Genomic DNA, 24,728 nt, shown 5'->3' with positions numbered 1-24,728 from the left:
TCGCGAATAGCTAAAAAAATGATTAATCATTGTTGATTGAAATGGAAGGGGGTTATTTACTTTTTAATGAAACCGGTTTCACTGGTTTTTCGCCTGTTTCATTGCTAAATGATAATGAAATGAAGGAAAAATATCGCCATAAATGAAACCGGTTTCACTCTGATCGAACTTTTGTCAGGCTATTAAAAAGGAGATGAACGCTTAATGCGAAAGATGATGTCCGCTGCTCTTATTGGTGCAATGCTTGCAGGAAATACATTTGGGAATATACAACCGGTACTAGCGGCAGAAGCAACGAATGTAATCTTGGATGCGAATACACGCTATCAAACGATTCATAACTTTGCCGCATCGGATGCCTGGTCGATAGATCCGATTGGCAAGGAGTGGAGTGAGGAAAATAAAAACCAAATCGCCGATCTGTTATTTTCGGAAGATAAGGGGATAGGGCTTTCAGGCTGGCGATTCAATATCGGCGCCGGCAGCAATATCACGGATCAAGATATCGTGCAGACAAAATGGAGAATGTCTGAGGCTTTCAAACAAACCGAAAACGGCGAATACGATTGGTCCAAGCAAGCCGGACAGCAGTGGTTCCTAGATGCAGCCAAGCAGCGGGGCGTTGAACAGTTCGTTGCCTTTTCTAACAGTCCGCCTGTGTGGATGACAAAGAACGGACATGGACAAGCCGATAATACGGTGGGTTCAACAAATTTAAAAGAAGGATACGAAGATGAGTTTGCTAGCTACTTGACTGATGTCGTAAAACATCTTCAGGATGATAAAGGAATCGAATTCCAACATATCAGTCCGATCAACGAACCGACTTGGGATTGGAACCGCAGCAATCAAGAAGGGAATCGTTATAACAATGAGGATGTCAAACGCGTCGTAAATTCACTATATGATGAACTGCAGCGGCAGGATCTCAATTCCCATATCGAGATGCCTGAAGCGGTCGAGTATAAAGCGCTCCTTGACGACGAGAAGTATATGGAATATTCGGGCGGTAATACGCCCTATATGGCAGGGAGCAACAGTTCCGGCACCGGTAAATACCGGGAATACATCAAGGATTTTATCGGCGATGCGGAAATGAAAAGCAAAGTCGGCAATATGCTTGCCGTACATTCCTATTTTTCTGAAAGCAGCAATGATCTTACGAAGCTTCGCAGCATCGCGCGGGAAAATATGGATGCGTATGGCGGCGATGAGCTTTGGATGACGGAGTACAGCATACTGGGTAATTATGGTCCCGGCCGTGATCTAGGCATCGATCCCGCGCTTTATATCAGTAAGGTTATTCATCATGATTTGACGGTTGCGAACGTATCTGCATGGCAGTGGTGGACCGCAGTATCTAACGTTGATTATAAAGACGGTCTGGTTTACACCGATTATCAGGTTCCGGGGGATCAACAGAATGTGCTGGATTCCAAGATGCTATGGGCATTAGGAAACTATAGCAAATTTATCCGCCCCGATTCCAAAAGGATTGCCATGACGGGTTTGCCGAACAATGATCCGAACGGATTACTTGGTTCCGCTTACATTGATGAAGCCAACAAACAGGTCATTTCTGTTTTTGTAAATAACACTTCCGAGGCAAAGGATATTCGCCTGCATGCGGACAACCTGCCGGCCGGAACGAAAGTATACCAATACATCCCGTATGTCACATCAGCTGCCGACGATTTAACGGAAAAGTCGGCCGTTGCAGCGGGAAATGCATATTCCGTACCGGCCAAATCCATCGTCACGCTTGTTGGCGCATACCACGACGAAACAGCCGTACCGGAAGAACCGATTTTGAAATACGTAATCGCAGAGCATCAAGCGATAACCGTCGATTTCGAGCATGTTCCGGGAGCTGAATCGTACACGGTCAAATACGGAAACGCCAGCGGACAATATACGCAAGAAAGCGAGCCTTTTAATGATAGCACTCATACGATTACAGGATTATCGAACGGAACGGCTTATTATGTTGCCGTAACCGCATACAATGCAAACGGACAAAGCCTGCCTTCGAATGAGCAGCAGTCGATGCCAAATCTGTTTGCTCCATATGATGTGCAAGCTATACCGGGAGACGGTCAAGTAACGCTATCTTTTATGCCAAGAGCAGGCGTTGACGATTATAGGATTCGGCTGCAGCCCGTTTCAGAAGGGGGAGATGGTCAAACCAAGGAGGTTAGCGCGGAGCCTGGCACCCTGCACACGTCTGTGATAAACGGTCTGGTAAATAACACCGAATACGATATTTTTGTGGCTTCGGTTAGCGGATCGGAGGAGAGCGCTCCATATAGTTTAAAAGCGACGCCAGCCTCTATGCCGCCAGCTAAAGTTATTGCCATTCCCGGCGATAAGGAAGTAACGGTGGAATACAGCCTTGTCCCTGGGACCGCAGACTATCATGTTCAATATGGGACGGAAAGCGGAAATTATGGGCAAAAAGCCGAATCAGCAGCCGGGACGCATACGTTGACCGATTTGACTAACGGTACGCGTTATTATGTCGCAGTCTCGTCCAATGGCGCCGGAGGCGAGAGCAGACCGTCTGATGAAATTTCGGCAGAACCATCGGTTGAAAACGTAGTATTTGAGGATGCTTTCGAGGATAGTAACCTATCGGCTTGGACGCCTCTTATTAGCACATGGTTAGAAAGTGATGGTAAATTGAAACACCAATCAGGAAATGGTTCACAAGGCGCTATTTCCGTCGAAGGTCAACGGCTGATCGATGGTACGATTACGGCGGTGGCCGTGCATGCAATGCCGGATGCGGACTGGGGCGTCTTTTTCCGTGGAACGTACGACAAGTCATACAAATTCCTATTCGAAAACGGAAAGCTTCATTTACGGAGAGGAAACGATTCCATTGCCAAGTCAGTTGATTTTAATCCGGAGCTAAATGGAATCTATAAAATGACGGTGGTTTTAGACGGGAAAAATATAAAAGCTTACTTGGATGACCAGTTAATTTTCGATGTCAACGACACCCTCTATACAGGTGGGGGATTCGGACTGCACAGCTGGACGGATGCACAATTCCGTTACTTTAAAGCAGCAGAAGCTGGAGGGGAACCGCCTTTGACCGCTCCGGAACTTTATGCCGCGCAGCCTTCTGCGGGATCCCTATTGGTCTCCTTCTCCGAAGTAGTCGGCGCGGATTCCTATCGCATCCATTATGGTACGGCTGACGGTGTTTATTCCAAAACGATGGATACGGACGAGCCTCGGCATATGATTACCGGACTTGAGAACGGCGTCCGCTATTATGTGGCGGTAAGCGCAATAAAAGGTGACCAGGAGAGCGGAGTTTCTAATGCGTTGTCCGCAATGCCTCTCATACCCGCAGATCCTTGGCTTCTGTATTATGTGAAAGCCGGCGACGATGAGCCTGGCACGATCAAAGCTTCCCAGATTCTCGGTGTAAAACAGAGTGTCAAAGACCAAGCTTACGGCACCGATGCGGTTACAGGAAAGGCTTGGGGCTATACGACAAACGGGGGAACCTGGTCGCAGAATACAGGGGACGGTTATTTTGACGGCTTGCGAATCGATGAAAGCGATGCTGCGGGGAAAGGGATCACTTATAAATTCGAGGTGCCTAGCGGACGTTACAAGGTGACGCTTGGCTTCAAGGATCCTTGGAACAATAATGCGCGAAAACAATTCATTACACTTGAAGACCAGCAGGTCAGCCCGTCTTTTGTACCAGGCAATGAGACGGTTAAAGAATTTACCGGAGTCGAAGTAAAGGACGGCATTCTTGACGTAGGTGTCTTGCGTGACATCGCGAATACGGGGCAATACGAGGATCCGATGGTAAGCTGGGTTAAAGTGGAGATTGACAACACCGGCATGCTTTATTATGTGGACGCCGGGGATAACAGTCCCGCCGCGCTTGAGTCTGGCGAGACATTCGGATCCATGAACCGTAACGAAGAACAGCCGTTCGGAGTGGATCCGGTTACAGGCTTGCAATGGGGATATACCGCGTTTGAAAATTCAACCTGGGCCAGAACAGATGCCTCAGAAGCCGATGATACGATTCGCCAATACGATGGAAGAGCATCCGGACCAGGGAAAGGGCTAACTTACAAATTTCAGGTTGCAAAAGACAGCAGCAAAACGTATAAAGTGACGCTCGGCTTCAAAGATCCTTGGAAAAGCTCGAACCGTTTCCAGGATGTCATCGTCGAAAACAAAACGGTTTTGAGCGAATACAACATTGGCAACAAGATCGAGACAAAAGTTTTTGACGGCATCACAGCAACTGATGGAATGCTCGATGTAGAAATCACGCGTAACATCAATCATGAAAGCGGCGATAAGCCGATGGTCAGCTGGATCAAAGTGGAGCAAACCACCGAAAACAATCCAGAGCCCGTATTAAACGGAATTGAAGTAAATGAAAAAGCTGTCCAGCTCAAGGCGAAAGATACCCATCAAGTGAAAGTGAAAGCGATCTATTCTGATGGCAGCTCCAAAGATATTACGGAAGAAATCCAATTTGTTTCCGATCATCCCGAGATTGCGATAGTTGGTGATGATGGTCTAGTAACCGCATTAAAGGCCGGAACAGCCAATATTTCAATCACCTATCAGGGGATATCCACTGTTGTTGCGTTGACTGTAACTCCGGCTGTTGAAGGGCTGGTCGGTCTACAGGCTAAAACGGAGGGGACCGGAAACGTCAGAATCGGGGAAGTGCTTCAAATGACGGTTATCGCTCTCTATAAAGACGGAAGTTCTGCAGATGTGACGAAGTATGCGAATTATAGCTCCCAAAATGTAAAAATGGCTTCCATTGATGAAAAGGGAGTCATTACAGGACACAAAGTCGGGAAAATTGACATTTATGCCGATTTTGCAGGCAAGAAAACATCTATCACAATCAAAGTAAAACCGGAGAAGTGGAAAGAAAATTAGATTTTTGAGTACCTGATCAGCGGCAGTCTATGACTTTATTTCTGAGTCCTAGCCTGTCGTTTTTTTATGTTTACAATCCTTGGTAATTAAGATACGATGTTATTCATATATTGATAATAACATTTTGATAATAACAGAAAATTAATAACAATGAAGGGGTGACCTGTTGAGCAAAGAACAACTTAGAGATAAGCAGGGTCTTACTGAAACCGAATTTTTGCAGCAGTATGATGTCCGTGTTTTCGAAAGACCTTCTGTTACCGTTGATATGTTAATCTTCACGATCGTTGATGAAGAAAAAGAAAACTATAGAAGATTACCGGAAAAGTCACTGAAATTACTCCTGATAAAAAGAGGAGGTCATCCTTATTTGGGACAATGGGCTTTGCCCGGAGGTTTTGTAACAAAGAACGAAAGCGTGGATGAAGCTGCCTTACGTGAGCTAAAAACCGAAACGAACATCGATGAGGTTTATATGGAGCAGCTTTATACTTGGGGTGATGTAACGAGGGATCCCCGTACTCGAGTGATCAGCTGCTCGTATATGGCGCTTGCCGACAGCATATCGCTTGAAGTGAAAGCTGGCGATGATGCTGATGATGCAAGCTGGTTCACCATTAAGTATAGTGTGCTTGAAGAGAAAAAAACGTTGCTTGAAAAGAATTTTACATTTGAGAAAACGGTAAAAATCACCCTTTCCAACGATAAGGACGTACTGGAAGCAACTGTGAAAGTTATTGAAAATTACGCAGGAAAAGCAATAATGACGGAAAGAGAGGTGTTGGATTCGAAGGGGATTGCCTTTGACCATGCGAAAATAATTCAATATGCCATGGAGAGGCTTCGGAACAAGATGGAGTATACCGATATTGCTTTCCACTTGATGCCGGAACTTTTCACATTATCAGAGCTGCAGCGGGTCTACGAGGTCGCATTGGATAAAGAAATGCTTTCCTCCGCATTCAGACGGAAGATTGCGGGACTGGTTACGGAAACCAATCAATTTACAAAGGATGCAGGGCATAGACCTGCAAAGCTGTTCAGGTTCAATCCGCATTGGCGATATTCATAAATGGGCAGGCACATCGGCACGCTTCATAAACATTGCACGCGAGTACGAATCATAGGATCAGCAGGAGGTGAAAAAATGATTCCTGACAAAAAAGCCGCAAAAACAATTTCTCCCAGGAGCTTTGTTTGAAATTATACTGCCGATCTGGCTGATCGTTAAGGGATTTAACACATTTGCAAATGCAGATCGGCGTTAAGGAGACATGTCCATGAAGGCAATGGTCTACACAAAATACGGAATGACAGACGTTCTTAAACTCGAAGAGGTGGAAACACCTGCTCCTAAGGAAAATGAAGTGCTGATACAAGTGTATGCTGCATCCGTAAACTCTTGGGATTGGGACCGCCTTCGAGGAAAACCGTTCATAACACGCCTTGAAGGGCTGCTTAAACCAAGATACAAAATCCTCGGCGCTGACATCGCTGGGCGGGTAGTCGCGGTGGGAGGTGAAGTAAAGCTGTTGCAGCCGGGAGATGAGGTCTTCGGTGACATTTCCGGTTACGGTTGGGGTGGGTTTGCAGAATATACATGTGCGCATGAAAAAGCATTCACGCGGAAACCGGCCGGTATGACTTTCGAGGAAGCAGCGGCCATTCCACAAGCGGCAGTCCTTGCGTTGCAGGGATTGCGCGATAAAGGACAGATTCGGAAAGGCCACAAAGTATTAATTAACGGGGCTGGTGGAGGCGTGGGCACATTTGCGGTGCAGTTCGCCAAATCAATCGGGGCAGAAGTGACAGGTGTTGATAGTGCGGCAAAATTAAACATGCTGCAATCAATTGGCGCCAATTATGTGATCGATTATACAAAAGATGATTTTACCAAAAAAGGACAGCTTTATGACCTCATTCTTGATGTGGTGGGTAATAGGTCGGTTTTCGAATACAAGCGTGCATTAAAACCCAAGGGTACTTATGTTATGGTCGGTGGTCCAATGAGTCGAATCTTCCAAGTCCTATTATTGGGACCATTCGTTTCAATGATTGAAAAAAAGAATATGGGACTCCTTATACACAAACCTAACAAAGACGATCAAAATGCATTGAAGGAGCTTTTTGAGGCTGGAAAAATAGTACCTGTCATAGATCGGCGTTATCCGTTAAGTGACGTTGCTCAGGCTATCCAGTATCTCGGAGAAGGACACCCTAAGGGAAAAGTTATCGTTCGGATTGAACATGAAGAAAATTAGAAATCGAATGAACCTGTCATAATGAAGAAATAACACGATTGACCAATAGAAAGCCCAAATTCTCAGCATTTAAAATGAGAAATTGGGCTTTTTAAATTCAATCCTAAATGGGATTGAAGGCAGCATGGCCGGCTTTCTTTCAGCAAGCTTTCAGCCCATATTTATTTTCCTATAAGTTGGGCCTAATTTATGTTTCAGGCAATCGTTTTATAGTTAGCTTGTACGAAAAAACTAGACGGGAGGAGGTGACAGCTTGAAAACGAATCGTATCGTATTATGGACGGTGTTCGGGATCACCGGGTTCGCTGCGGTACTCCTGCTGTTGAAGGCAATGACGCTATTTGGCCTTAGCAACTATGTATACATTCAACATGGCCCTGGACGCGGTGGACATAACGCATTCTATGTGTTGCGAAAGGTTGAAGATCACCAGTCCTTGGCGTTTTTAGCCTCTGCATGGATTGCAATTAAGTTTGCGGTGCTTGCTGCGGCAATCTGGTTGTGGTCGAAATCGTCCGGCATACTTAGAGGAGTAAGCATGGTTGTTGCGGGACTCGCGCTTATGAGTCTGTTATCGCCGATATGCGGAGCGCTGCTCGTTATAGCTATGCTTATTTTGAAGCCCAAAAACAAAGGCTATGAAGAAGTGGCAGCACGCGGTGAGGCTTTTCATTACGGCAGTCGACTGTTTAGTGGCAGAGATTCAATGCAATACATGAATAGCTCTTCCGAATCCGGAAGTTTTCTGGATGAATGGGAACGCAAAAACAAAAATTAAATAGATGCAATCTAGGAGGAGAACAATATGGGGATTTTTAGAAGAGTAAAGGAAATAGTGGCCGCGGATGTGCATAGAATGCTGGATAAGTGCGAGGATCCGGTTAGCATGGCTCAGCTATATTTGCGCCGGATTGAGGAGCAGAACGAGAAATCCAACGAGGCGCTTACCGGTCAGCTGGTTGCGGAGCAAGAAACGATTTTACTGATCGAACATACGTCGCAAATTGTCGCGAAACGTATGCGCCAAGCTGAATTGGCAGTGGACCGGGAAGAGGAACGCATTGCAGAAATCGCGCTCGCGGACAAGCTGCAGCATGAGAAGCTAATACAAGGCTACGGGCGAAATCTGGACGCTATCCGCAATCATATCGGTACATTGAAGCAGGAGATTATTCGTCTGAAAGAATTGCATCGTGACCTGCAAGGCCGTCTGTACTTCCTTGTATCAAGAGCCAAAGCCGCACGGGCAATCGAGAGCGCTGCATTCTTTCCTGCCTATCGGACCGATAAAGTCATACGCGGATTCGAACGTCTGGAAGAGAACGTGCGCCAGTTAGAGGCCGGTGCTTCGGCAAAGCAGTGGGCTGCGTCCCCACATGATAACGAGCTGGACCGGATAGACAGGAATGAGGAGATACAGGCGGAGCTGACGCGCCTTAAAGCCGCCCGGATTGAGAAGCAAACTGGATAATCTATATGCTTGAGTACAGAGCAAAGCGAGGCACGGCCTGCGATGCTCTGTACTTTTTTACTATTTACGTAATCCTGCTTCGCTGCCCATATAGTAATCCTATGACTCCTGCAATTGTCCTGGCTCCCGGCGCCGCCAACTCATGAATACCAAAGACAAAGCAATGGCCGTGAGGATAGCCCCAAGCAGCCGAAATCCCCCGGCGCTGAACTTATCTCCCATTAAGATGCCTAACAACAAGGAAGAGAGAATGGTACCCAGGTATCTCGAAGTCATAAATACTCCGGATGCTACACCGATGATCCCTTTTGGAGAACTTCTGAACAAGGCCGCTTGCATACCGACATTGTTCATCCCGTTGCTGATGCCGAATGCTGCTAACGCCAAACACACACTGATTACAGGTGAAGTCTGATTCAATGTCATTATCCATATTGACCCAAGTGCCATCAGTATTCCGGATACTAGCAATGCTGGTCGGGGTCCTGATTTATCAATCCATCGACCTGCTATTGGAGAGACTACGAGCGAGCACAAACCTAAGCTTAGCATAAGAATCCCGGTTTGAATTTCGCTCACATGACGTACCATTTGCAAGTAGGAGGGGAGCCCAAAAAAGAGCGAGTAATAAAGTACGTTTACGAGAATGAATTCGACATTGACCCAAGTCATCGCGGGATATTTGGCGAATGTCCGCAAAGGAATAAAGGGGGACGCCGCTTTTAACTCATGCCGTACGAAAGCTCCCAGTGAAACGAGACCGATCAATCCGGCAATGACATGCACAAATGAGAAATGCTCAGATGATTTTGCTGATAGTAATCCGACGAGCAGGGAAACCAGACCCACTGTAAAGAGCAGAATTCCTGGCGCATCGATCAAATCAATCCATTTACGAAAAGACATGCTGCCAACGGCTGCTGGCGGTTCGTCCTTAGGAATATTCCTCCAAGCTAATAGATAGCTCGTCACGGCGAAAGGAATATTGACGAAGAAAATAGCCGGCCAATCCCACCAGTGTATCAAGACCCCACCTATAAAGGGCCCAATTGCTGCCGCTCCTGACAGAAAAATGGACAAAACGGACAGCGCGGATGCCTGCTTCTCCGTAATATGAATTCGCACAATGGCCAATCCAACCGCAACCATCATGCTAGTACCGATGGATTGCACAATACGGAAAACGATGAGCCACCCAAAGTTCGGCGATAGCGGAGCTAATAATGATGCAGCGAAAGCTACAACAAGCCCGGTAAGAAATATTTTCTTGCGACCGAATAAGTCGCTAGCTTTTCCCATGACAGGTTGAGCGACGCTGCTTGCAATGTAGAAAGAAAAAATAATCCAGGAAACAGCTGTAAAGTCTAGGCGGTACACATTTTGCAGCCTTGCAATTGCGACCGAAATCATCGAAGAATTTAAAGGATTCAATAGTACCCCAAGACCAACGGAAATCATCAACCACCTGCTGCGAACACTCATTTTTGGTCCCCCTAAAGCGTATTAATGACATCGTACTTGAAAACATATATTTATTCCAACGCATTCTATGTTATAGTTTCATTGACTTAAAGGAATGAGTGGAGGAAATGAAATGGAACTTCTTCAACTGCAATATTTTCTCGCGGTAGCTCGTTTGGAACATGTGACCGATGCTGCACGAAGTCTGCACGTTACCCAGTCGTCACTAAGCAAAACAATTCAACGCTTGGAGGAGGATTTAGGGGTGCCGCTATTCGATCGAATAGGGAGGAAGCTGCGATTGAATGAATGCGGATGCAGATTTCTTCGACGTGCAGAAAGAGCGTTGTTTGAATTGGAACAGGGGAAGCAGGAGATTAGCGATATAACCAGCCCGGAACATGGCGCACTTGAGTTGGCGGTAACCACCGCAAGCACGTTACCAAATATCCTTCGAGAGTTTCGGAAAAAGCGGCCCCATATCCAATTTCATGTGCAAATGCTGACCACGAAGGAAATGGTTACGCTTCTACATAGAGGAGAGGTTGATTTCTGCTTGTCCTCACCTCCTCTGCAAGGGGGTGACATTGAATGTCAGATCGTGTACCTCGAACCGATCCTTGTAGCAGTTCCAAAGGGGCATCGGCTGGCAGACCGAAGCAGCGTATCCTTGATAGAACTAAGGGATGAATGGTTCGTGGGTGTAAAGAGAGGTTACGGTACTCGCGATCTAGTGGACTCTATTTGCCAATCGGTTGGATTTGAACCCAAATATGTATATGAGGGAGATGAACCTGCACGGTTAAACTCGCTTGTGGAAGCAGAAATTGGCATCGCCTTCATACCAAGCACGGCAAGGCTTACACGGGAGGATATCAAATATCTCCAGGTAGAAAATCACGAATTGGTCCGGGAGATCGCTTTGGTATGGCACAGGAGCAGGTACATTTCGCGGGCTGCTCTGGAATTCCGCGAAGTCGTTGTACAATATTTTGAGGCAATATCCAAACAAACCATTTAATCAAGTTATACGTACGCTTTCGAGTAAACAAAACGGAAGACGAAAGAGAGGGTTATCATGGCCAATAAACCGGATATTTCATATGGAAATGAAGAAGAAAGCTCCTACGTTAGAAAGAGATTAATTGCGTTTAATGCTGAGCATGTTCCTGAAAATTTAAGCTCACGTTATGAAGAAATAAATCTAACTATAAAAGATGACAGCGGCAGGGTTATTGGTGGATTGTTGTCTACTCTTTGCTGGAATTGGATTGAAGTAGAAATCCTTTGGATTGAGGAATCTCTAAGAGGACTAGGATACGGGACACACCTGTTAAATCAAATTGAACGCATTGCAAAAGAAAAAGATTGTACGTTTATCAAGCTGAATACCTTCAGCTTCCAAGCTCCGGAATTTTATGTGAAAAATGGTTATGACGAGGTTGCAGTGTTTAAGGAAGCCCCAACCGGGAGTAATCATTATTACTTCAAGAAAGATATATTTTAACGGACAGAAAACACCTCCTAGCAGCCGCTGGGTTGTGAAGAACTCGATTTGTCCTAGCGATCCCGTAAACACAACCCCGAACTGGCATCTTTAGTGAACCAGTGTTGGGGCTTTTTTTTGTCCGGCGCAGCCTCTCAATTGACAAATCACCACATCAATCACCACATGTGGTGATGCGTTCTCACCATATGAACGTGTATCTTTAGATTAAGAAAGGAACATAGGAAAGGAAATGGCGATCCATCCATAGGACGAACATGAAGGAGGCGCGGAATGAATGGAACAAACGTATCAACTGAAGACAATCATGGGCCTGAACGGTACGAAATTCGCCTCAAGGGACATCTTGATGCTCGGTGGGCTGACCGGTTTGAGGGGCTCAGCTTCACCTACAATAATGACGGAACAACCATCCTTAACGGCCCTGTGGTCGATCAAGCCGCATTACATGGCATGCTGAGAAGAGTGCGTGATATCGGTATGCCATTGATCTCCGTCAATCAAGTTGATTCCAAGGTGTCAACCGGACCGGATATGAACACGGATTGATCTCAATCGTTCGAAAAAGTCGGAAAGTACAGGAACAACAATGGCAAGACCGCAGTTACAATGAAAAAAAGGAGAGAAATATGATGATTTCAACCTCGAGACTCATCCGTTGGGCAGGCTTATCAGCTATGTTGGCAGGAAACCTTTTCATCGTCATTCAACTGATTCATCCATCTGAAAATCTTTCGTCAGTCACCACTGACACATGGGCAATCGTTCACTACTTGACCATCGCCATGGCACTCTTTGGCCTGTACGGCATTGCGGGAGTCTATGCCAGGCAAGTGAAAGAGGCCGGTTGGCTTGGGCTGGCCGGCTTTCTCATGTTAAGCCTCTTTTGGATCGCCACGACGGCTTTCACATTTGCCGAAGCCTTTATCTTACCGCTGTTGGCGACCGACGCACCGGAATTTGTGGAGGGCTACTTAGGGATCTTCAGCGGAGTTGCCAGCGAGGTTAATCTTGGAACTCTCCCAGCGGCAGCGCCGCTAGCAGGGGGGTTGTATATTCTTGGCGGCCTGCTGCTTGGAATCGCTACGCTTCGCGCCGGTATCCTGCCGCGCTGGGCGGCCGGACTGCTTGCATTTGCTTCCGTGTCGACACTCGCGTCTTCGCTGCTCCCGCACCCGCTCGATCGGATTTTGGCGGTGCCGATGGGGATAGCTCTGGCCTGGCTTGGTTATGCTCTCTGGTCTGATTGGCCTGTGAAAGCCTCGACAACCTTACCCGGCAGAAGGGACGTTCAGCTCCGCCAAAGCAGAGCCGAATAAGTTCGCGGAAACGGAATGAAGTGGAAAAGCGGCTATTCAGCTTTGAGTCTCCATGTGTAATAGCTAGTCAGCGACGATGGTGATACGCCTCACCACGTGTCTGGATAATTACTGACCCTTGCTGTGAAATGCACGCAGGAAGTACAGCGTAAATCGTCAAAGGAGCTGTAAATAAAATCGAATGTCTACAAAAAAACATGCGCCTAATGAGCCTCAACTCAATGAGTTAGAGAAACCCGCTTCCCAGAAAACCAATGCGCCGGCAAAAGCAGGTTCGGCAAAGTGGATCGTCGCGGCACTGCTCCTGCTGAGCGCCGTTCCGCTCGCCGCTGGCGCCTTCCGCTTAACCGAGCTTGCTGGCAGCGCGGAAATTACGCCGGCTAACGCACGGTTCTATGCGTCTCCCTTGCCGGTAGTACTGCATATCTTAAGCGCCACTGTATTTGCCATCCTGGGCCCGTTCCAATTTACAACCGGTTTCCGGCGGCCCAGACCCGGTTGGCACCGCGCGGCCGGGCGGCTACTTGTTCTATGCGGGCTGCTCGTTGGGCTCTCAGGGCTGTGGATGACCCTATTCTATCCAAGCCAGGATGGAACCGGTGAGCTGCTTTTTGTATTGCGGCTCCTGTTTGGGTCAGTCATGGTAGTGTCCATCATCCTCGGTTTTGCCGCGATTCGGCAAGGGGACGTGCTCCGGCACCGCGCATGGATGATACGCGGCTATGCAATTGGGCTTGGTGCGGGCACGCAGATGCTGACCCAGCTGGCTGGGGAGTTGATCGCCGGCCCGCCTAGTGAATTCAGTGGAGCGCTGCTAATGGGCGCGGGCTGGGTGATCAACCTCGCCGTGGCCGAAGGGGCTATCCGCAAGCGGTCAGCCCCTCCAGTCCGTACGGCAACAGACGTTGTTTCCCGTCTGCAATGAGGTCAGCTCGTTGAAAGCGGCTTATCCAGCGCCGCAGTGCTTCGTTCTTACGCGTGAATGCTTGAGCAGTTATTTAGCTTTAGAGAAAACGTAAACCAGGATTTGAAATGCGAATGGAGGAGAAAAGGATGAAAGCGATCATATACGAGCGGTATGGGCCGCCGAATGTACTGCAGCTGCGGGAGGTCGCCAAGCCGGTACCAAAAGACGACGAAATATTAATTAAAGTCTACGCTGCAACCGCTGCAGCGGGAGATTGGCGGTTACGCAAGGCAGATCCTTTCCTGGCGCGGCTGTTCAACGGTTTGTGGAAACCGAAACGCGTAAAGATTCTCGGATTTGAACTGGCCGGCGTGATCGAGTCGACGGGCAGCGGCGTTACTCGATTCAAGCCTGGGGATGCTGTCTATGCTGCCTGTGGAACCAGTTTCGGTGCGTATGCCGAATATAAATGCCTGCCCGAGACCGGCAGCGTTGCGCACAAGCCGGCGAACATGACGTTCGAGGAGGCGGCCGCCGTTCCGGTCGGCGCCTATACTGCCTTGCAATTTCTCCGGAAGGGCAACATTCAGCGCGGTTTGCGCGTTCTCGTCTATGGCGCTTCAGGCAGCGTTGGAACGTATGCCGTGCAGCTAGCTAAGCATTTCGGCGCGGAAGTGACCGGAGTATGCAGCACGTCGAATGTGGAGCTAGTGAAATCACTGGGTGCAGACCGAGTCATCGATTATACGAAAGAGCGGTTATCGGATGGCGGTCCGGTTTACGATATCATTTTCGATACGGTGGGAAAGAGTCCATTCGAGGTTTGCTTAAAACGTCTCGTACCGAACGGCTTCTACCTGCGAGCGTTCCATGTGAGCCCTTTGCTGATCGTTCGGGGGTTATGGATCAATTTGACAAGCCGCAAGAAGGTGATCGGCGGATCAATGAAGGAAACCGCTGAAGACTTGAATTATCTTAAGGAATTAATTGAAGCAGGCAAACTGCGTTCGGTTATCGACCGCCGATATCCGCTGGAGCAAGCGGCGGAAGCCCATCGCTATGCGGAGCAGGGGCATAAGAAAGGCAACGTGGTTTTAAACGTACGGCAAGGTTGATAATTATAATCCTGCAATCGCAGAACGTTCTGAGGGTTGCAGGGCGTGCATCTAAAGAGGAGCCGCATGCCTGCGGCTCCTCTTTGTTATATCAGCATCTTCCGAACCAGCTGGGTCCGGCTGCTGACATCCTGCTTCTCAAAGATCGATTTCAAATGTTTTTTCACCGTTACTTCGCTAAGATACAGGCGGGCGGCGATCTCCGCATTGGTCAGCCCTTCGAATACGAGAGCAGCTACCTCCTTCTCCCTGGCGGTCAATCCTCCAAGATCCGGAATGCCAACTTCCCCGCCGCGGGCAGGGGAAGCAACTGTACCCGTGTCGTCCGTTTCCTCGATCGGAAGCTCGATACGAAGGCCAGAGCGCTTCACGAGCTTCCGGATATAAGCATGGAGATGCTCGCCCTGCGTATCTCGAACGAAGACGGGGGTTGGTGTAACACCGTCGTAATTCGTATGGACGGCATGATCGGCCGTATCAAAACCGAGGCTCTCATGCGCCGCCAGGAAGAACGGGTGAGGGGCGGGAGTACGCAGCAAGAACTCCCCTGTGAACATCAAACCGTGGAGAAAGTGACCGATGGCCGTATGCTGGGCTGCATTCTCGTAATCGTCTTGATCGATCATATCGATAAACCAGCCTGCGCGGGTATGTTCCGGAACGGCGAACCGCTTAAGCTCTTCTTCTGTAAGGCCGGAGAAATAGGGGCGGGAGCAAGGGTGCTCCATCAAATAAGGCATCGTTTTCCGGTTGATCGGAACCAACGAGATGAGCACCGCTATCTTTCCCGCGTCGTTCCGCATGACGCGGAGCACGTCGTATTCAAGCGAGAACAACCGGTCCAAATCGAACCATTTCAGAGAATAAAGGTTCTGCTCCGTAGTCAGCGGAAAGTCGAAACGGCGGTTCGTCGCCGCATCGAAAAGCTTAATCGTTTGCGGAGAGGCCGTTTCATGCCGGTACCGAACATAGCTCTCCAGCTCGGCGCGGTGGCTCCGGCCGACGGGCTCGAACGGCCGGGGCGTAGGGTCGAACCAATTCATCAGGGCATGAATGAGAGCATCGCCTGCATAATACGTAAGCTCCAGCGCTTCGTGATTGCGCAAGCTTTGCGGCGAACGCTTAAATCTTTCGTAAGCGTGGATGATGGCCCTGGTTTGAAGTCGGTCATACAGTTGAGGAGAGCGCAGACGCAATTCTTGAATCACCGCTTCCCGCATCAAAGCGTGAACCGTCCAGCCGCTGTCCGTTCTCCGTATGAAAGAGAAACGGATAAGCTGATAAAATTCGGGGGTAGTCACTTCCTTCTCCATCATAAAGGAGAGCGTATCCTGATTGAAATAACGCAGCACGGCGGCGGCTTCGACAAGCGGGCGCATATGCTCGCCCGGAATTTCACGCAGCCATTGGTTTACGATAAAAGGCAGACTGGCCGCCTCTTCCGAGCTCTGTTCTTCGCCTTCCTGCGGTAACTGGTGCTCCCAGAAGAACGCAAGCAGAGAAAGCGTTAAGGGATGGCCCTTGGATCTGCGCCAGATGTCCCGGACTAACGACGGATCTGATATTTGGCAGTATTGGGCGTATCGTTCGACCGCTTCATAGGGCAGATGATCCAGGTAAATTCTTGCGATATGCGACCGCCAGACGGGAGAGAGAACCCATGCTTCGGAGAGGGCATGGCGCCCGGCCGTTACGATCAATACATTTTCGTGAAGCCGCTTGAAAAAATACTCGCGCAGCCAATGATCAAGCGCTTCCAGCGTTTCGTAATTGTCCAGGAACAGCACCAGCCGTTCGGACGCCGCCGTCTCGTTCAGCTTGCGGATACTTCTCTCCAACAAAGAAGAAGCTTCCAGGCCCTCGTCTTCAGGCTCCAAGCTTCTTAAGGTCTGTAAAATATGTAAGCAAAAAGCATCCGGAGAACGCCAAAATCCTTCGCTGTCCATTGCAATCGTAGCGATTCCCCTCAATCTGGCCTGCCGCTGCAGCTCGTCGAGCAGACAGCTCTTGCCGACGCCGGCCGTGCCGAAGAGATGAATCAGCCTCTTGGTTCGCCGTTCGTCCTCAAGAATGTTGATAAAGGCGTTAATTTCCGCGGATCGACCGACAAGCAGCCGGCTTTCCAGCTCCTCCATCCTGAAATTCATCATCCATTCACCCACTTATTTCATATCACTTGATCAAAAAGTTTACCTTTTTATTTTACACGCTCCAATGCCGTTTAGCACCTGAATTTTACAGAAGGGTATACTTTTGGATGCATCCTTTCGGGTAATATCGCGACGACAATGGCGATGGTAGGATAGGAACAGGCAAGAAGCTGCTTGAAAGGATGAAGGAAGCATGGCGAAGGTAAGCCGATTGGAACACATTACGCTATACGCTCATGATGTGCGCAGGCTGGCGGCCTTCTATGAAGCGGCGCTGGAGCTGGAAAGGGCGGAGGCCCCCGGCGAGGATGGGTCAGCCGGGCTCACTATCGACTCTTCCTCGGGTCGGCGCGAGCTGATTATCATGAATAATCCGCATCATATGCACTTGGCTTTTTGTGTAGAAACGTTGAACGACTTCAAGGCTGTATGGAGCCAATTGAAAGAGCTTGGCGTTTTCACACAGGGGCCGTATTGGCAGCAGGAAGGTCCGTCGTTTTCTTTTTTTGATCCGGAAGGGAATCATGTGCAAATCATTTGGCCCGTTCAGGCAGCGCGGCCCGTTGGAAGTACGGTTACGTTTGAGCAATTGGAGGAATGGGCGGACCGAACCTGAAGCGATTCCGGCTCCGATGAATCCCTGTCGATTCACATGGTTTGCCTGCAAAGCTTCAAACAAGATTTATCCATTGAAAAGGAGAGATAATCAAAATGTCTAAGTTTAATAGCTACTCTTCAAATGGAGGCATGCAAACAGATGCCTTCACCGCAACTTTAACGGCAGGATCATTCACTGCAGCTCCGCAGATGGTAACTGACAGGCTGACTTATCATAAAGCGCTGTTGGAGACGAAAGGCATAACGTCTTTGTCCGGTCTAGGCACGCTGCGGATCAGCGGCCAAATCGTACCCCAGCTGGGCGTGACGAAGCCGGGAGCAAGCGTCATAAGCGGAGGAACGATGGTGCAGTCCACGACCCGCATCTTCTCCAATCAGAAAGGAACACCAACGGTGGAGACCTACAGCGGAAAGGCCGATATTCTGACGGCGATTCCGTTCACAAGCAAGGACAAAGCCTTTCTGTCGTTGCCTTCCCTAACGGCTGCCGGATCCGAAATCTTTGTCGATACGGCTTACTGGGCCGCTTCTGAGGTGCATCTCACAAGCGGAACGAACATTGTCATCAAGTATCCGCAACGCAATCTCATCATTCTGACTGAGAAGCTGACGGTCGAGGAGAACGTCACGTTCAGTTGGGAGCGTCCTTACCGTACTGCTCCTCCGCAAATTAAACCGGATCCGCTGACGCCTTCTGCTGCAGCGATGTCCACGACGCTGGTCGGGATCCCAGGGACTCCCGGCACGTCAGGCTGGACGGGGAGCCGCGGATACGACGGAGCTCCCGCGCCGGAGCTCGAGGTATGGTTGCTAGAGATGACGGGAAGGCCGCGATTTGATTTGCGCGGGCAGGACGGCACGCAAGGCGGTCAAGGGCAAAACGGCGGCACTGGTGGCAAAGGCGGCAAAGGCAAGCCGGCCGTGCTGGATTGGGCAGGCTTCTGCAAGGCGGGTGCTGGTGCCGGCGGTAATGGCGGCAACGGCGGCAGAGGCGGCAATGGCGGTGCTGGAGGCAACGGCGGCATGGGGGGCCGACTGAGTTTATATGCACCTCAACCTGTTTTACAGCAGTACGCTACGGGGTTCGATATCCGTATTGAAGGGGGCAGCGCAGGTCTCGGCGGAGCTGCGGGCTTTCCGGGTATCGGCGGAGAAGGCGGAGCTGTAGGAGACTCAAAGGGCTCTTGCGGTCCGGGACCTCGGAAGGCCGGTTTGCATGGAGCGACTGGAGCCCAGGGCAGTCCAGGGCCAAACGGTCAGACAGGCGGTGTCCAGCCTTATCCGATCGGCTTCTTCTCCATCGATGCTGACGATTTCAGAAGGAAAATGCTGGAGCCAGCGATCAACCATGTCAGTCCGCTTTATGCCAAACAAGGCGAGAGGGTGGAAGTAGTAGGAAAACGATTCACGATGAGCGATATCGTGGTGATAGACGGTATTGAGGCCGCTACGACGGTCGTAAGCGATACACTCCTGCAATTTACGGTACCTCAGCTGTTCGGCGGTTCGCGTACGTTCAAGGTCCGTCAAACGGATTCGACGTTATCCAATTTCGCTACCGTTTATGTTCTTCCTCAGATTATGGATATCGAGCAGGAAGGGATGGAAGAGCGGAAGCCGGATGAGCTGCTCCGCGTCAAGCCGGGCATGAAAGTTACCTTGAAGGGGAGCGGCTTTGCGGAAGGAACTCTCGTGCTCGTCAACGATCATGAAATGCCGGATGTCCATCTGACCAGCTCGACGCAAATTGAATTTACGATGGTTCGCCCTTCCGATACAGAGATCAATGCATCGGGCGAACGTGTCACCTTGAAGGTTCGTTTCGCGGACGGCACATTGTCTAATACGTTCCAGCTGGAACTTGATACGTACCATATGCTGGTAATCGGCGACTCCGTCAGTTGGGGTCAAGGGATGCAAGAACACGAGAAATTCTACTCGCTCGTGGGCGCGGCGATTCAGGCCAAGAATGGCAATATCAAGCAATATACGAGTGTTCTGGCGCATTCGGGAGCGACGATCGGAGTCGGCAATTCGATAACCGCCGAGCCGGTGGACGGCGAGGTGCCGACGTCCTATCCGACGATCCTGCAGCAGTGCGAACTGTTCACCGGACGAAGGGATAAAGTCGATCTGGTTCTGATGGACGGCGGGATGAACGACGTTGACGTCACAACCATTCTGAACCCGTTTCACCCAGCGAATCTGGATGAGTTGTTGGAGTTGCATCTTAATCAAAGCATGTATAAACTGCTGGACAAAGTTACAGAACAATATCCTAAAGCCAAAATCATCGTTACAGGATATTATGCGCCGATCTCCCGCAAAAGCGATCTGGCTGCGGTTGAAGCGTTGCTGATCGCACTCGGCATCCTCGTGGGAGGAGCCGGTGGAGGCGTGGGTGGAGGCATATTCGGTCTTGCCGAATTCGAAGCGATTTGCAACCGCTGCGAGAAGCTGGAGAGAGACTCTAAGCTATACCTGCAGCAGGCCATTAACCGCAAAAACGGTGAGCTGAATGCTCCTCCGCGGATCTTCTTCGCCGATCCTAACTTCGGCCCCGACCATGCGGCGCTTACCGACGATCCGTACCTGTTCGGCGTTAACCTGGATCTTTCACCGCAGGATTTCATAGCAAGCGACCGGCTGGTGTCTTGCACGGAGGCAGGCTGTACCGGTTTCGATATGGAAAAATGCAAACGTGCCTCGATGGGCCATCCGAATCCGAAGGGCGCGCAAGCTTACGCAAACGCTATTATGCCATTTTTATAATCCTAATTGTATAGAGAAAACTGAAAAGAGTGTATCGGCTTTAAGCCGGCGAACCGAAAGGAGAGAGATGAACCGATAAGAACGAACAGAAGTGGTGTTATGTTGATAATAAAAAGCTAAAGAGGTTCTGATCAAAAAATCCGCCAATTCATGAATTGGCGGATTTTAATTTGCTGCGGGCTTTTCTGTCCAGTATTGAGTTAACAGACAGGATAACGCGGAAGACGCCTATTTCGGAAGATTAAGCTGCCATGAGACACCGAACCGGTCATTTAACCATCCAAATTTCTTGCTAAAACCATAATCATCTAACGGCATAAGTGCTTGTCCATCCCTAATGAGATTCTCATAAAGATGGTTAAGCTCCTCTTCAGAATGACAAGTGACATAAATCGAGAACGAAGGTGTAAAGGAGAATTGATGCTTCAAATTACTGTCAATGCACATAAATTCTTGCCCTTTTAACGAAAAAGTCGCATTCTTCACTGTTCCCTCTGTTCCAGATTCATTCGCTCCGTAACGAACGATACTTGTAATTTTTGATTCCTCAATGAGTGACGTGTAATAATTCATTGCATCTTCTGCCTGGCCATCTTGAAACATTAAGAAGGGCGTAATCTTGTCCATCCTAAACCGACTCCTTATCTTTGAGTGATAACACATCATGTGAACCTATTATATCTCTTCGAGAGTCGAATATGTGAAGCACTGTGCAGCCAGTTTAACAATTAAAATAATGAACAGAGCCGCAACAAAACCATCGTCAATCCAAACTGACGATGGTTTTTGTTTTTTGTAGAAAGAATATAAAGGTCAGAAACCATTCCATACGATTGACTGCTCGACCGGTAAGCGGGGGGACGGACGAGCAGGCGCTGCAGCCTTGCCTATCGTGACAAGCATGACCGGAACATAATGTGACGGGACGCAAAACGTTTCAACGAATTTAACGGCGTCATAGCCGCCCATCGGGCATGAATCAAGTCCTTTCGCCTTCACGGCGAGCATGAGCTGCATTGCGGCCAGTGATGCGTTGCGTATCGCTTCATCGCGCGGAACGGTTGGCACATTGGCGTAAGCATATTCAATTTGGTTGACCAAGTTTGACTTCACTTCCTCCGGCATCCGTCCCGCTTGTACTTCAGGTCCAAAGACGGCTTCGGCATTCTGATTAGCCTGAAGGTTTCCTAGTCTAGCGACGACTATCGAAGCCTCGACGACTTGGTTTTGGCCGTATGCGATCGGCAGCAGTTTTTCTTTGTCTGTCTGATCCTCAATGACGAGAAACTTCCAGTGTTGAAGATTCCAAGAGGATGGCGCGCTGGCTGCAATTTCCAGAAGCTCCAATATCTCTTGTTTAGCTATTTTATGTGTAGAGTCAAAGTTTTTGACGGCATGACGTTCTTTGGCTACGGCAAAAAAATCGGTTTGTGAGTGGGATAACATTTTACATTCAGCTCCTAATTTTTAATAAGATCTCTCATCAAGCCTCTACACGGTCTGCATTCAACGTTTGTGTCTTTACTTTTTTTTGCCCAAAAAGAGTCGTTCCCATAACCCCTGCAATAATCAACGCCGAGCCGATAATCGAATACATCGTTAACTCTTCCCTAAGGAACAGCGCGCCGGCAGCGATAGAGACGATAGTCGCAAGATTGGAAAATACGCTCATTTTAGAAGCTTCGATTTTGGATAAGGCGTAGTTTGCCAACAGTGATGTGAGAAGGGAGGACATTACTCCGAGGTAGAAAATCGACATGATAAAGGTGCTGTTGGCGAGCGGCGCAATGAATTGATCAATCGTCCCAGCGGTCACATGTTTTGTGAGCGAACCAGCAAGAAAAGTAACGAATCCGATTCCGAGCATCAAATAACTGATTTCCGCAGGGCTAAAAGTTCGTAAAAGCGACCGGGCCAGAACGCCGTATCCGGCAAAAGCCAGGCATGATAAGAACAACAGGGATAAACCCTTTATGTTCGTCAAATCGATGCCGCTGCCTTTCATCACAAAGATGAACACAACACCGAATACCGATAGGAAGATCGATAGCTTCTGCAGGACGGTTGTCGTTTCCTTTAAAAATACGGCGGCTAATAACATCGTCAAGATCGGTGTCGCGGCGTATAATATGCCTCCCTCTGAAGAACTGGCGCGCTGCAGCCCAAACGTTTGTAGCGTAAAGAAACCAATAGGGTACATTGTTGCCAAAAGTAATGCTTTATATAATGGTTTGCCGAGGTAGTTCAGTTTAACTCGGCCGAACATTACCGGGATCGAGATGACCGCAAACGAAAGGGTAAAACGGAATGTTAGCGTATCAATAGGATCAGCGAGTTCGAGCGCTATTTTGGCAAACAGAAACGAAAATCCGATTATCGTAGCGTTCAATAGCGCAGAGACATAAGCAAGTTTCAATCCTTTTTGGTCTATGATGGTTTCTTCCTTTCCTCTAAATTCAGGATCGTGTTCGCGAACATCTATCCGTTACTTGAAATGATAGGGCTAAAACGTGGCCTGAACAATAATGTATTATCAAAACTGTATCGATACAGTTGGTTAAGACTTGTATAATGATTAGAGATAGCTAAGGGGGAGCGGTATGAAAAAGTATTTGTTTATTCTTTCCGATATTGAGCAGAAAATCGTGGAAGGACAATTCCGCCAGGGCCAAAAGCTACCTTCCGTTCGAAGCGCAGCAAAGCTGTACGGATGCAGTATCAGCACCATCATAAGGGCATACGCAGAGCTGGAGAAGCGGCACGCTATTTATTCGATCTCGCAGAGCGGCTATTACGTAGTCGAAAAAACGGGAGATTTGCCTAACGGCAATGAAATCAAAATCATAGATTTCGCTTCGGCCTTGCCGGATGAAAACGTGTTTCCGTATTTGGATTTCCAGCATTGCTTGAACAAGGCAATTGATATATACAAACACCACCTGTTCACGTATGGCGACTCCAAAGGGCTGGAGAGACTTCGGCATACGCTTGCTTCCCACCTGGCAGGAGATCAAGTGCATGCGAATGTGGAGCGAATTATGGTGACTTCGGGTGCGCAGCAGGCGTTGGAAATCTTGGCAAAAATGCCGTTTCCGAACGGGAATTCGGTCATTTTGGTCGAACAGCCTAGTTACGATATTTATTTACGTTTTCTTATGACAGAGGGAATACCGGTCTGCGGAATTACGCGAACGGCGACAGGTATCAATTTGCGGGAATTAGAGGCGAAGTTCAAAAATGACGGAATTAAATTTTTTTACACGATGTCAAGATACCACAATCCGCTGGGCACTTCGTACAGCCCTGAGGAGAGGAAGGCGATTGCTGGTCTCGCTAGCAAATATAATGTATACGTCGTGGAAGACGATTACATGGCCGATTTGGGCGAGGAACGGGGTTTCGATCCGATTTACGCGTACAACAGAACCTCAAACGTCGTTTATTTGAAAAGCTTCTCGAAAATCATTTTCCCAGGTTTGCGGTTGGGAACCGCCGTTTTGCCAGAACGGTTGCTGGAGACTTTTCAAACATACAAAAGACATAGCGATACCTCGCTCTTGTCCCAGGCGTCGCTCGAGGTGTACATCAAAAGCGGCATGTATGAACGTCACAAGCATAAAATATGCAAACAGTATGCCGCACGGATTCGTATGCTGAATGAAGCATTGCTGCAATACAACGATGAAGGTTTGATTGGAGCCGCTGATGTCAGTTCAGGTGTCTATATGCAGTTCAAGCTTCCGCAAACGGTCAATTTGGAGCGACTGATTAAGCGGCTTGCGGCGAGGAATATTATTGTCGTGTCCGGCAATGGCTTCTATTTGCCCGACTACCTGGAGCGGGAGAAGTTTTTGCGGATCAGCATTTCACGGGCGCAGCCGGAGCAAATCGCTGAGGGGGTTAAGGCGATTGTTGAGGAAATAAAGAGGAATGTCAAGTGGTAGAATAACCATCCTTCAACGAGCCTCCTAGACAACCACTCCGCCCTTTGTGCAGTATCTTGGTAAAGTATTGCCCGCAGCGGCTCTAGGATTACTGGTCATTTACAGCTTAAAAGATGTCAGTTTGTTATCCGGTAACCACGGTGCTCCGGAACTAATCGCCGTAACGATCGTTGCTTTGCTCCATATTTGGCGCCGAAACATGCTTTTATCCATGGCTAGCGGTACGATAATTTATATGCTGCTTATTCAACTGATTTTTTAACTG

At 48.7% G+C, this 24,728-nt stretch carries 19 protein-coding genes and 1 pseudogene; 15 read left to right on the top strand and 5 right to left on the bottom strand.

Translation table 11 applies throughout. The features are described from left to right. Positions 1-204: 204 nt before the first annotated feature. The 5 genes from ACN6MW_RS30345 to ACN6MW_RS30325 all read left to right on the top strand — a co-directional run bounded on the left by ACN6MW_RS30345 (position 205) and on the right by ACN6MW_RS30325 (position 8,670). Positions 205-4,938, top strand: coding sequence for a glycoside hydrolase (locus tag ACN6MW_RS30345; RefSeq protein WP_419873448.1), 4,734 nt, complete (start codon positions 205-207; stop codon positions 4,936-4,938). 166 nt (positions 4,939-5,104) lie between these two features. Then, complete coding sequence (locus ACN6MW_RS30340; RefSeq protein ID WP_419873447.1) at positions 5,105-6,010, top strand: NUDIX hydrolase; 906 nt, start codon at positions 5,105-5,107, stop codon at positions 6,008-6,010. A gap of 208 nt (positions 6,011-6,218) precedes the next feature. Next, a complete protein-coding gene (locus ACN6MW_RS30335; protein WP_419873446.1) occupies positions 6,219-7,199 on the top strand; it encodes an NAD(P)-dependent alcohol dehydrogenase in 981 nt (326 codons plus the stop codon). Positions 7,200-7,452: 253 nt separating this feature from the next. After that, positions 7,453-7,977, top strand: coding sequence for a hypothetical protein (locus ACN6MW_RS30330; RefSeq protein ID WP_419873445.1), 525 nt, complete (start codon positions 7,453-7,455; stop codon positions 7,975-7,977). A gap of 27 nt (positions 7,978-8,004) precedes the next feature. Then, positions 8,005-8,670, top strand: coding sequence for a PspA/IM30 family protein (locus tag ACN6MW_RS30325; protein ID WP_419873444.1), 666 nt, complete (start codon positions 8,005-8,007; stop codon positions 8,668-8,670). A gap of 99 nt (positions 8,671-8,769) precedes the next feature. Here the strand turns inward: ACN6MW_RS30325 and ACN6MW_RS30320 are convergent, their stop codons facing one another. Then, positions 8,770-10,152 (bottom strand): MFS transporter, encoded by a 1,383-nt coding sequence (locus ACN6MW_RS30320; protein ID WP_419873443.1) that lies wholly within the window; start codon positions 10,150-10,152, stop codon positions 8,770-8,772. Between the two features lie 112 nt (positions 10,153-10,264). Between ACN6MW_RS30320 and ACN6MW_RS30315 the strand changes: the two genes are divergently transcribed. The 6 genes from ACN6MW_RS30315 to ACN6MW_RS30290 all read left to right on the top strand — a co-directional run bounded on the left by ACN6MW_RS30315 (position 10,265) and on the right by ACN6MW_RS30290 (position 14,979). Next, positions 10,265-11,152 carry a LysR family transcriptional regulator gene (locus tag ACN6MW_RS30315; protein WP_419873442.1) on the top strand — a complete coding sequence of 296 codons (888 nt, stop codon included), beginning with the start codon at positions 10,265-10,267 and terminating at the stop codon, positions 11,150-11,152. 57 nt (positions 11,153-11,209) lie between these two features. Then, complete coding sequence (locus tag ACN6MW_RS30310; RefSeq protein ID WP_419873441.1) at positions 11,210-11,638, top strand: GNAT family N-acetyltransferase; 429 nt, start codon at positions 11,210-11,212, stop codon at positions 11,636-11,638. 273 nt (positions 11,639-11,911) lie between these two features. Next, positions 11,912-12,187 carry a hypothetical protein gene (locus tag ACN6MW_RS30305; protein ID WP_419873440.1) on the top strand — a complete coding sequence of 92 codons (276 nt, stop codon included), beginning with the start codon at positions 11,912-11,914 and terminating at the stop codon, positions 12,185-12,187. A gap of 284 nt (positions 12,188-12,471) precedes the next feature. Further along, positions 12,472-12,957 carry a hypothetical protein gene (locus ACN6MW_RS30300; protein ID WP_419873439.1) on the top strand — a complete coding sequence of 162 codons (486 nt, stop codon included), beginning with the start codon at positions 12,472-12,474 and terminating at the stop codon, positions 12,955-12,957. Positions 12,958-13,138: 181 nt separating this feature from the next. Further along, positions 13,139-13,882: a DUF2306 domain-containing protein gene (locus tag ACN6MW_RS30295; RefSeq protein ID WP_419873438.1), complete on the top strand. Its 744-nt coding sequence runs from the start codon at positions 13,139-13,141 to the stop codon at positions 13,880-13,882. A gap of 128 nt (positions 13,883-14,010) precedes the next feature. Next, positions 14,011-14,979: an NAD(P)-dependent alcohol dehydrogenase gene (locus tag ACN6MW_RS30290; protein ID WP_419873437.1), complete on the top strand. Its 969-nt coding sequence runs from the start codon at positions 14,011-14,013 to the stop codon at positions 14,977-14,979. Positions 14,980-15,065: 86 nt separating this feature from the next. Here ACN6MW_RS30290 and ACN6MW_RS30285 read toward each other — a convergent pair whose 3' ends face one another. After that, a complete protein-coding gene (locus ACN6MW_RS30285) occupies positions 15,066-17,129 on the bottom strand; it encodes a LuxR C-terminal-related transcriptional regulator (RefSeq protein WP_419873436.1) in 2,064 nt (687 codons plus the stop codon). A 193-nt stretch (positions 17,130-17,322) separates the two neighbouring features. Between ACN6MW_RS30285 and ACN6MW_RS30280 the strand changes: the two genes are divergently transcribed. Continuing rightward, positions 17,323-17,745, top strand: a complete 423-nt coding sequence (locus ACN6MW_RS30280; RefSeq protein ID WP_419873435.1) for a VOC family protein — start codon at positions 17,323-17,325, stop codon at positions 17,743-17,745. 95 nt (positions 17,746-17,840) lie between these two features. After that, positions 17,841-20,519, top strand: coding sequence for an IPT/TIG domain-containing protein (locus tag ACN6MW_RS30275; RefSeq protein WP_419873434.1), 2,679 nt, complete (start codon positions 17,841-17,843; stop codon positions 20,517-20,519). 228 nt (positions 20,520-20,747) lie between these two features. On the opposite strand, the gene ACN6MW_RS30270 is transcribed toward ACN6MW_RS30275, so the two are convergent. From ACN6MW_RS30270 to ACN6MW_RS30260, 3 genes are all read right to left on the bottom strand, one after another. Next, entirely contained in the window at positions 20,748-21,146 is a 399-nt protein-coding gene (locus tag ACN6MW_RS30270) for a VOC family protein (protein WP_419873433.1), read from the bottom strand. Positions 21,147-21,332: 186 nt separating this feature from the next. Continuing rightward, a complete protein-coding gene (locus ACN6MW_RS30265; RefSeq protein WP_419873432.1) occupies positions 21,333-21,965 on the bottom strand; it encodes a nitroreductase family protein in 633 nt (210 codons plus the stop codon). Between the two features lie 37 nt (positions 21,966-22,002). Beyond that, the gene (locus ACN6MW_RS30260; protein WP_419876490.1) at positions 22,003-22,950 is read right to left on the bottom strand and encodes a DMT family transporter; all 948 of its coding nucleotides are present in this window, start codon (positions 22,948-22,950) and stop codon (positions 22,003-22,005) included. A gap of 169 nt (positions 22,951-23,119) precedes the next feature. Between ACN6MW_RS30260 and ACN6MW_RS30255 the strand changes: the two genes are divergently transcribed. Both ACN6MW_RS30255 and ACN6MW_RS30250 read left to right on the top strand, forming a co-directional pair. Further along, positions 23,120-24,463: a PLP-dependent aminotransferase family protein gene (locus tag ACN6MW_RS30255; protein WP_419873431.1), complete on the top strand. Its 1,344-nt coding sequence runs from the start codon at positions 23,120-23,122 to the stop codon at positions 24,461-24,463. A gap of 34 nt (positions 24,464-24,497) precedes the next feature. Beyond that, positions 24,498-24,725 (top strand): annotated as a pseudogene (locus ACN6MW_RS30250) (branched-chain amino acid transporter permease); the annotation flags it as partial. Positions 24,726-24,728: the final 3 nt, after the last annotated feature.

It is taken from the genome of Pristimantibacillus sp. PTI5, assembly GCF_048572955.1.
In the GTDB taxonomy this organism is placed as follows: Bacteria; Bacillota; Bacilli; order Paenibacillales; family Paenibacillaceae; genus Pristimantibacillus.
Note: the sequence above shows the minus strand (reverse complement) of the source record. Positions and strands in the feature narration are given on the sequence as shown.

What these genes read in the sequence shown, in the direction of transcription:
- ACN6MW_RS30345 (WP_419873448.1), top strand. Translation starts at nt 205, where the DNA reads ATGCGAAAGATGATGTCCGCTGCTCTTATTGGTGCAATGCTTGCAGGA.
- ACN6MW_RS30335 (WP_419873446.1), top strand. Translation starts at nt 6,219, where the DNA reads ATGAAGGCAATGGTCTACACAAAATACGGAATGACAGACGTTCTTAAA.
- ACN6MW_RS30325 (WP_419873444.1), top strand. Translation starts at nt 8,005, where the DNA reads ATGGGGATTTTTAGAAGAGTAAAGGAAATAGTGGCCGCGGATGTGCAT.
- ACN6MW_RS30320 (WP_419873443.1), bottom strand. Translation starts at nt 10,152, where the DNA reads ATGAGTGTTCGCAGCAGGTGGTTGATGATTTCCGTTGGTCTTGGGGTA.
- ACN6MW_RS30315 (WP_419873442.1), top strand. Translation starts at nt 10,265, where the DNA reads ATGGAACTTCTTCAACTGCAATATTTTCTCGCGGTAGCTCGTTTGGAA.
- ACN6MW_RS30310 (WP_419873441.1), top strand. Translation starts at nt 11,210, where the DNA reads ATGGCCAATAAACCGGATATTTCATATGGAAATGAAGAAGAAAGCTCC.
- ACN6MW_RS30305 (WP_419873440.1), top strand. Translation starts at nt 11,912, where the DNA reads ATGAATGGAACAAACGTATCAACTGAAGACAATCATGGGCCTGAACGG.
- ACN6MW_RS30295 (WP_419873438.1), top strand. Translation starts at nt 13,139, where the DNA reads ATGTCTACAAAAAAACATGCGCCTAATGAGCCTCAACTCAATGAGTTA.
- ACN6MW_RS30290 (WP_419873437.1), top strand. Translation starts at nt 14,011, where the DNA reads ATGAAAGCGATCATATACGAGCGGTATGGGCCGCCGAATGTACTGCAG.
- ACN6MW_RS30285 (WP_419873436.1), bottom strand. Translation starts at nt 17,129, where the DNA reads ATGATGAATTTCAGGATGGAGGAGCTGGAAAGCCGGCTGCTTGTCGGT.
- ACN6MW_RS30280 (WP_419873435.1), top strand. Translation starts at nt 17,323, where the DNA reads ATGGCGAAGGTAAGCCGATTGGAACACATTACGCTATACGCTCATGAT.
- ACN6MW_RS30275 (WP_419873434.1), top strand. Translation starts at nt 17,841, where the DNA reads ATGTCTAAGTTTAATAGCTACTCTTCAAATGGAGGCATGCAAACAGAT.
- ACN6MW_RS30270 (WP_419873433.1), bottom strand. Translation starts at nt 21,146, where the DNA reads ATGGACAAGATTACGCCCTTCTTAATGTTTCAAGATGGCCAGGCAGAA.
- ACN6MW_RS30265 (WP_419873432.1), bottom strand. Translation starts at nt 21,965, where the DNA reads ATGTTATCCCACTCACAAACCGATTTTTTTGCCGTAGCCAAAGAACGT.
- ACN6MW_RS30255 (WP_419873431.1), top strand. Translation starts at nt 23,120, where the DNA reads ATGAAAAAGTATTTGTTTATTCTTTCCGATATTGAGCAGAAAATCGTG.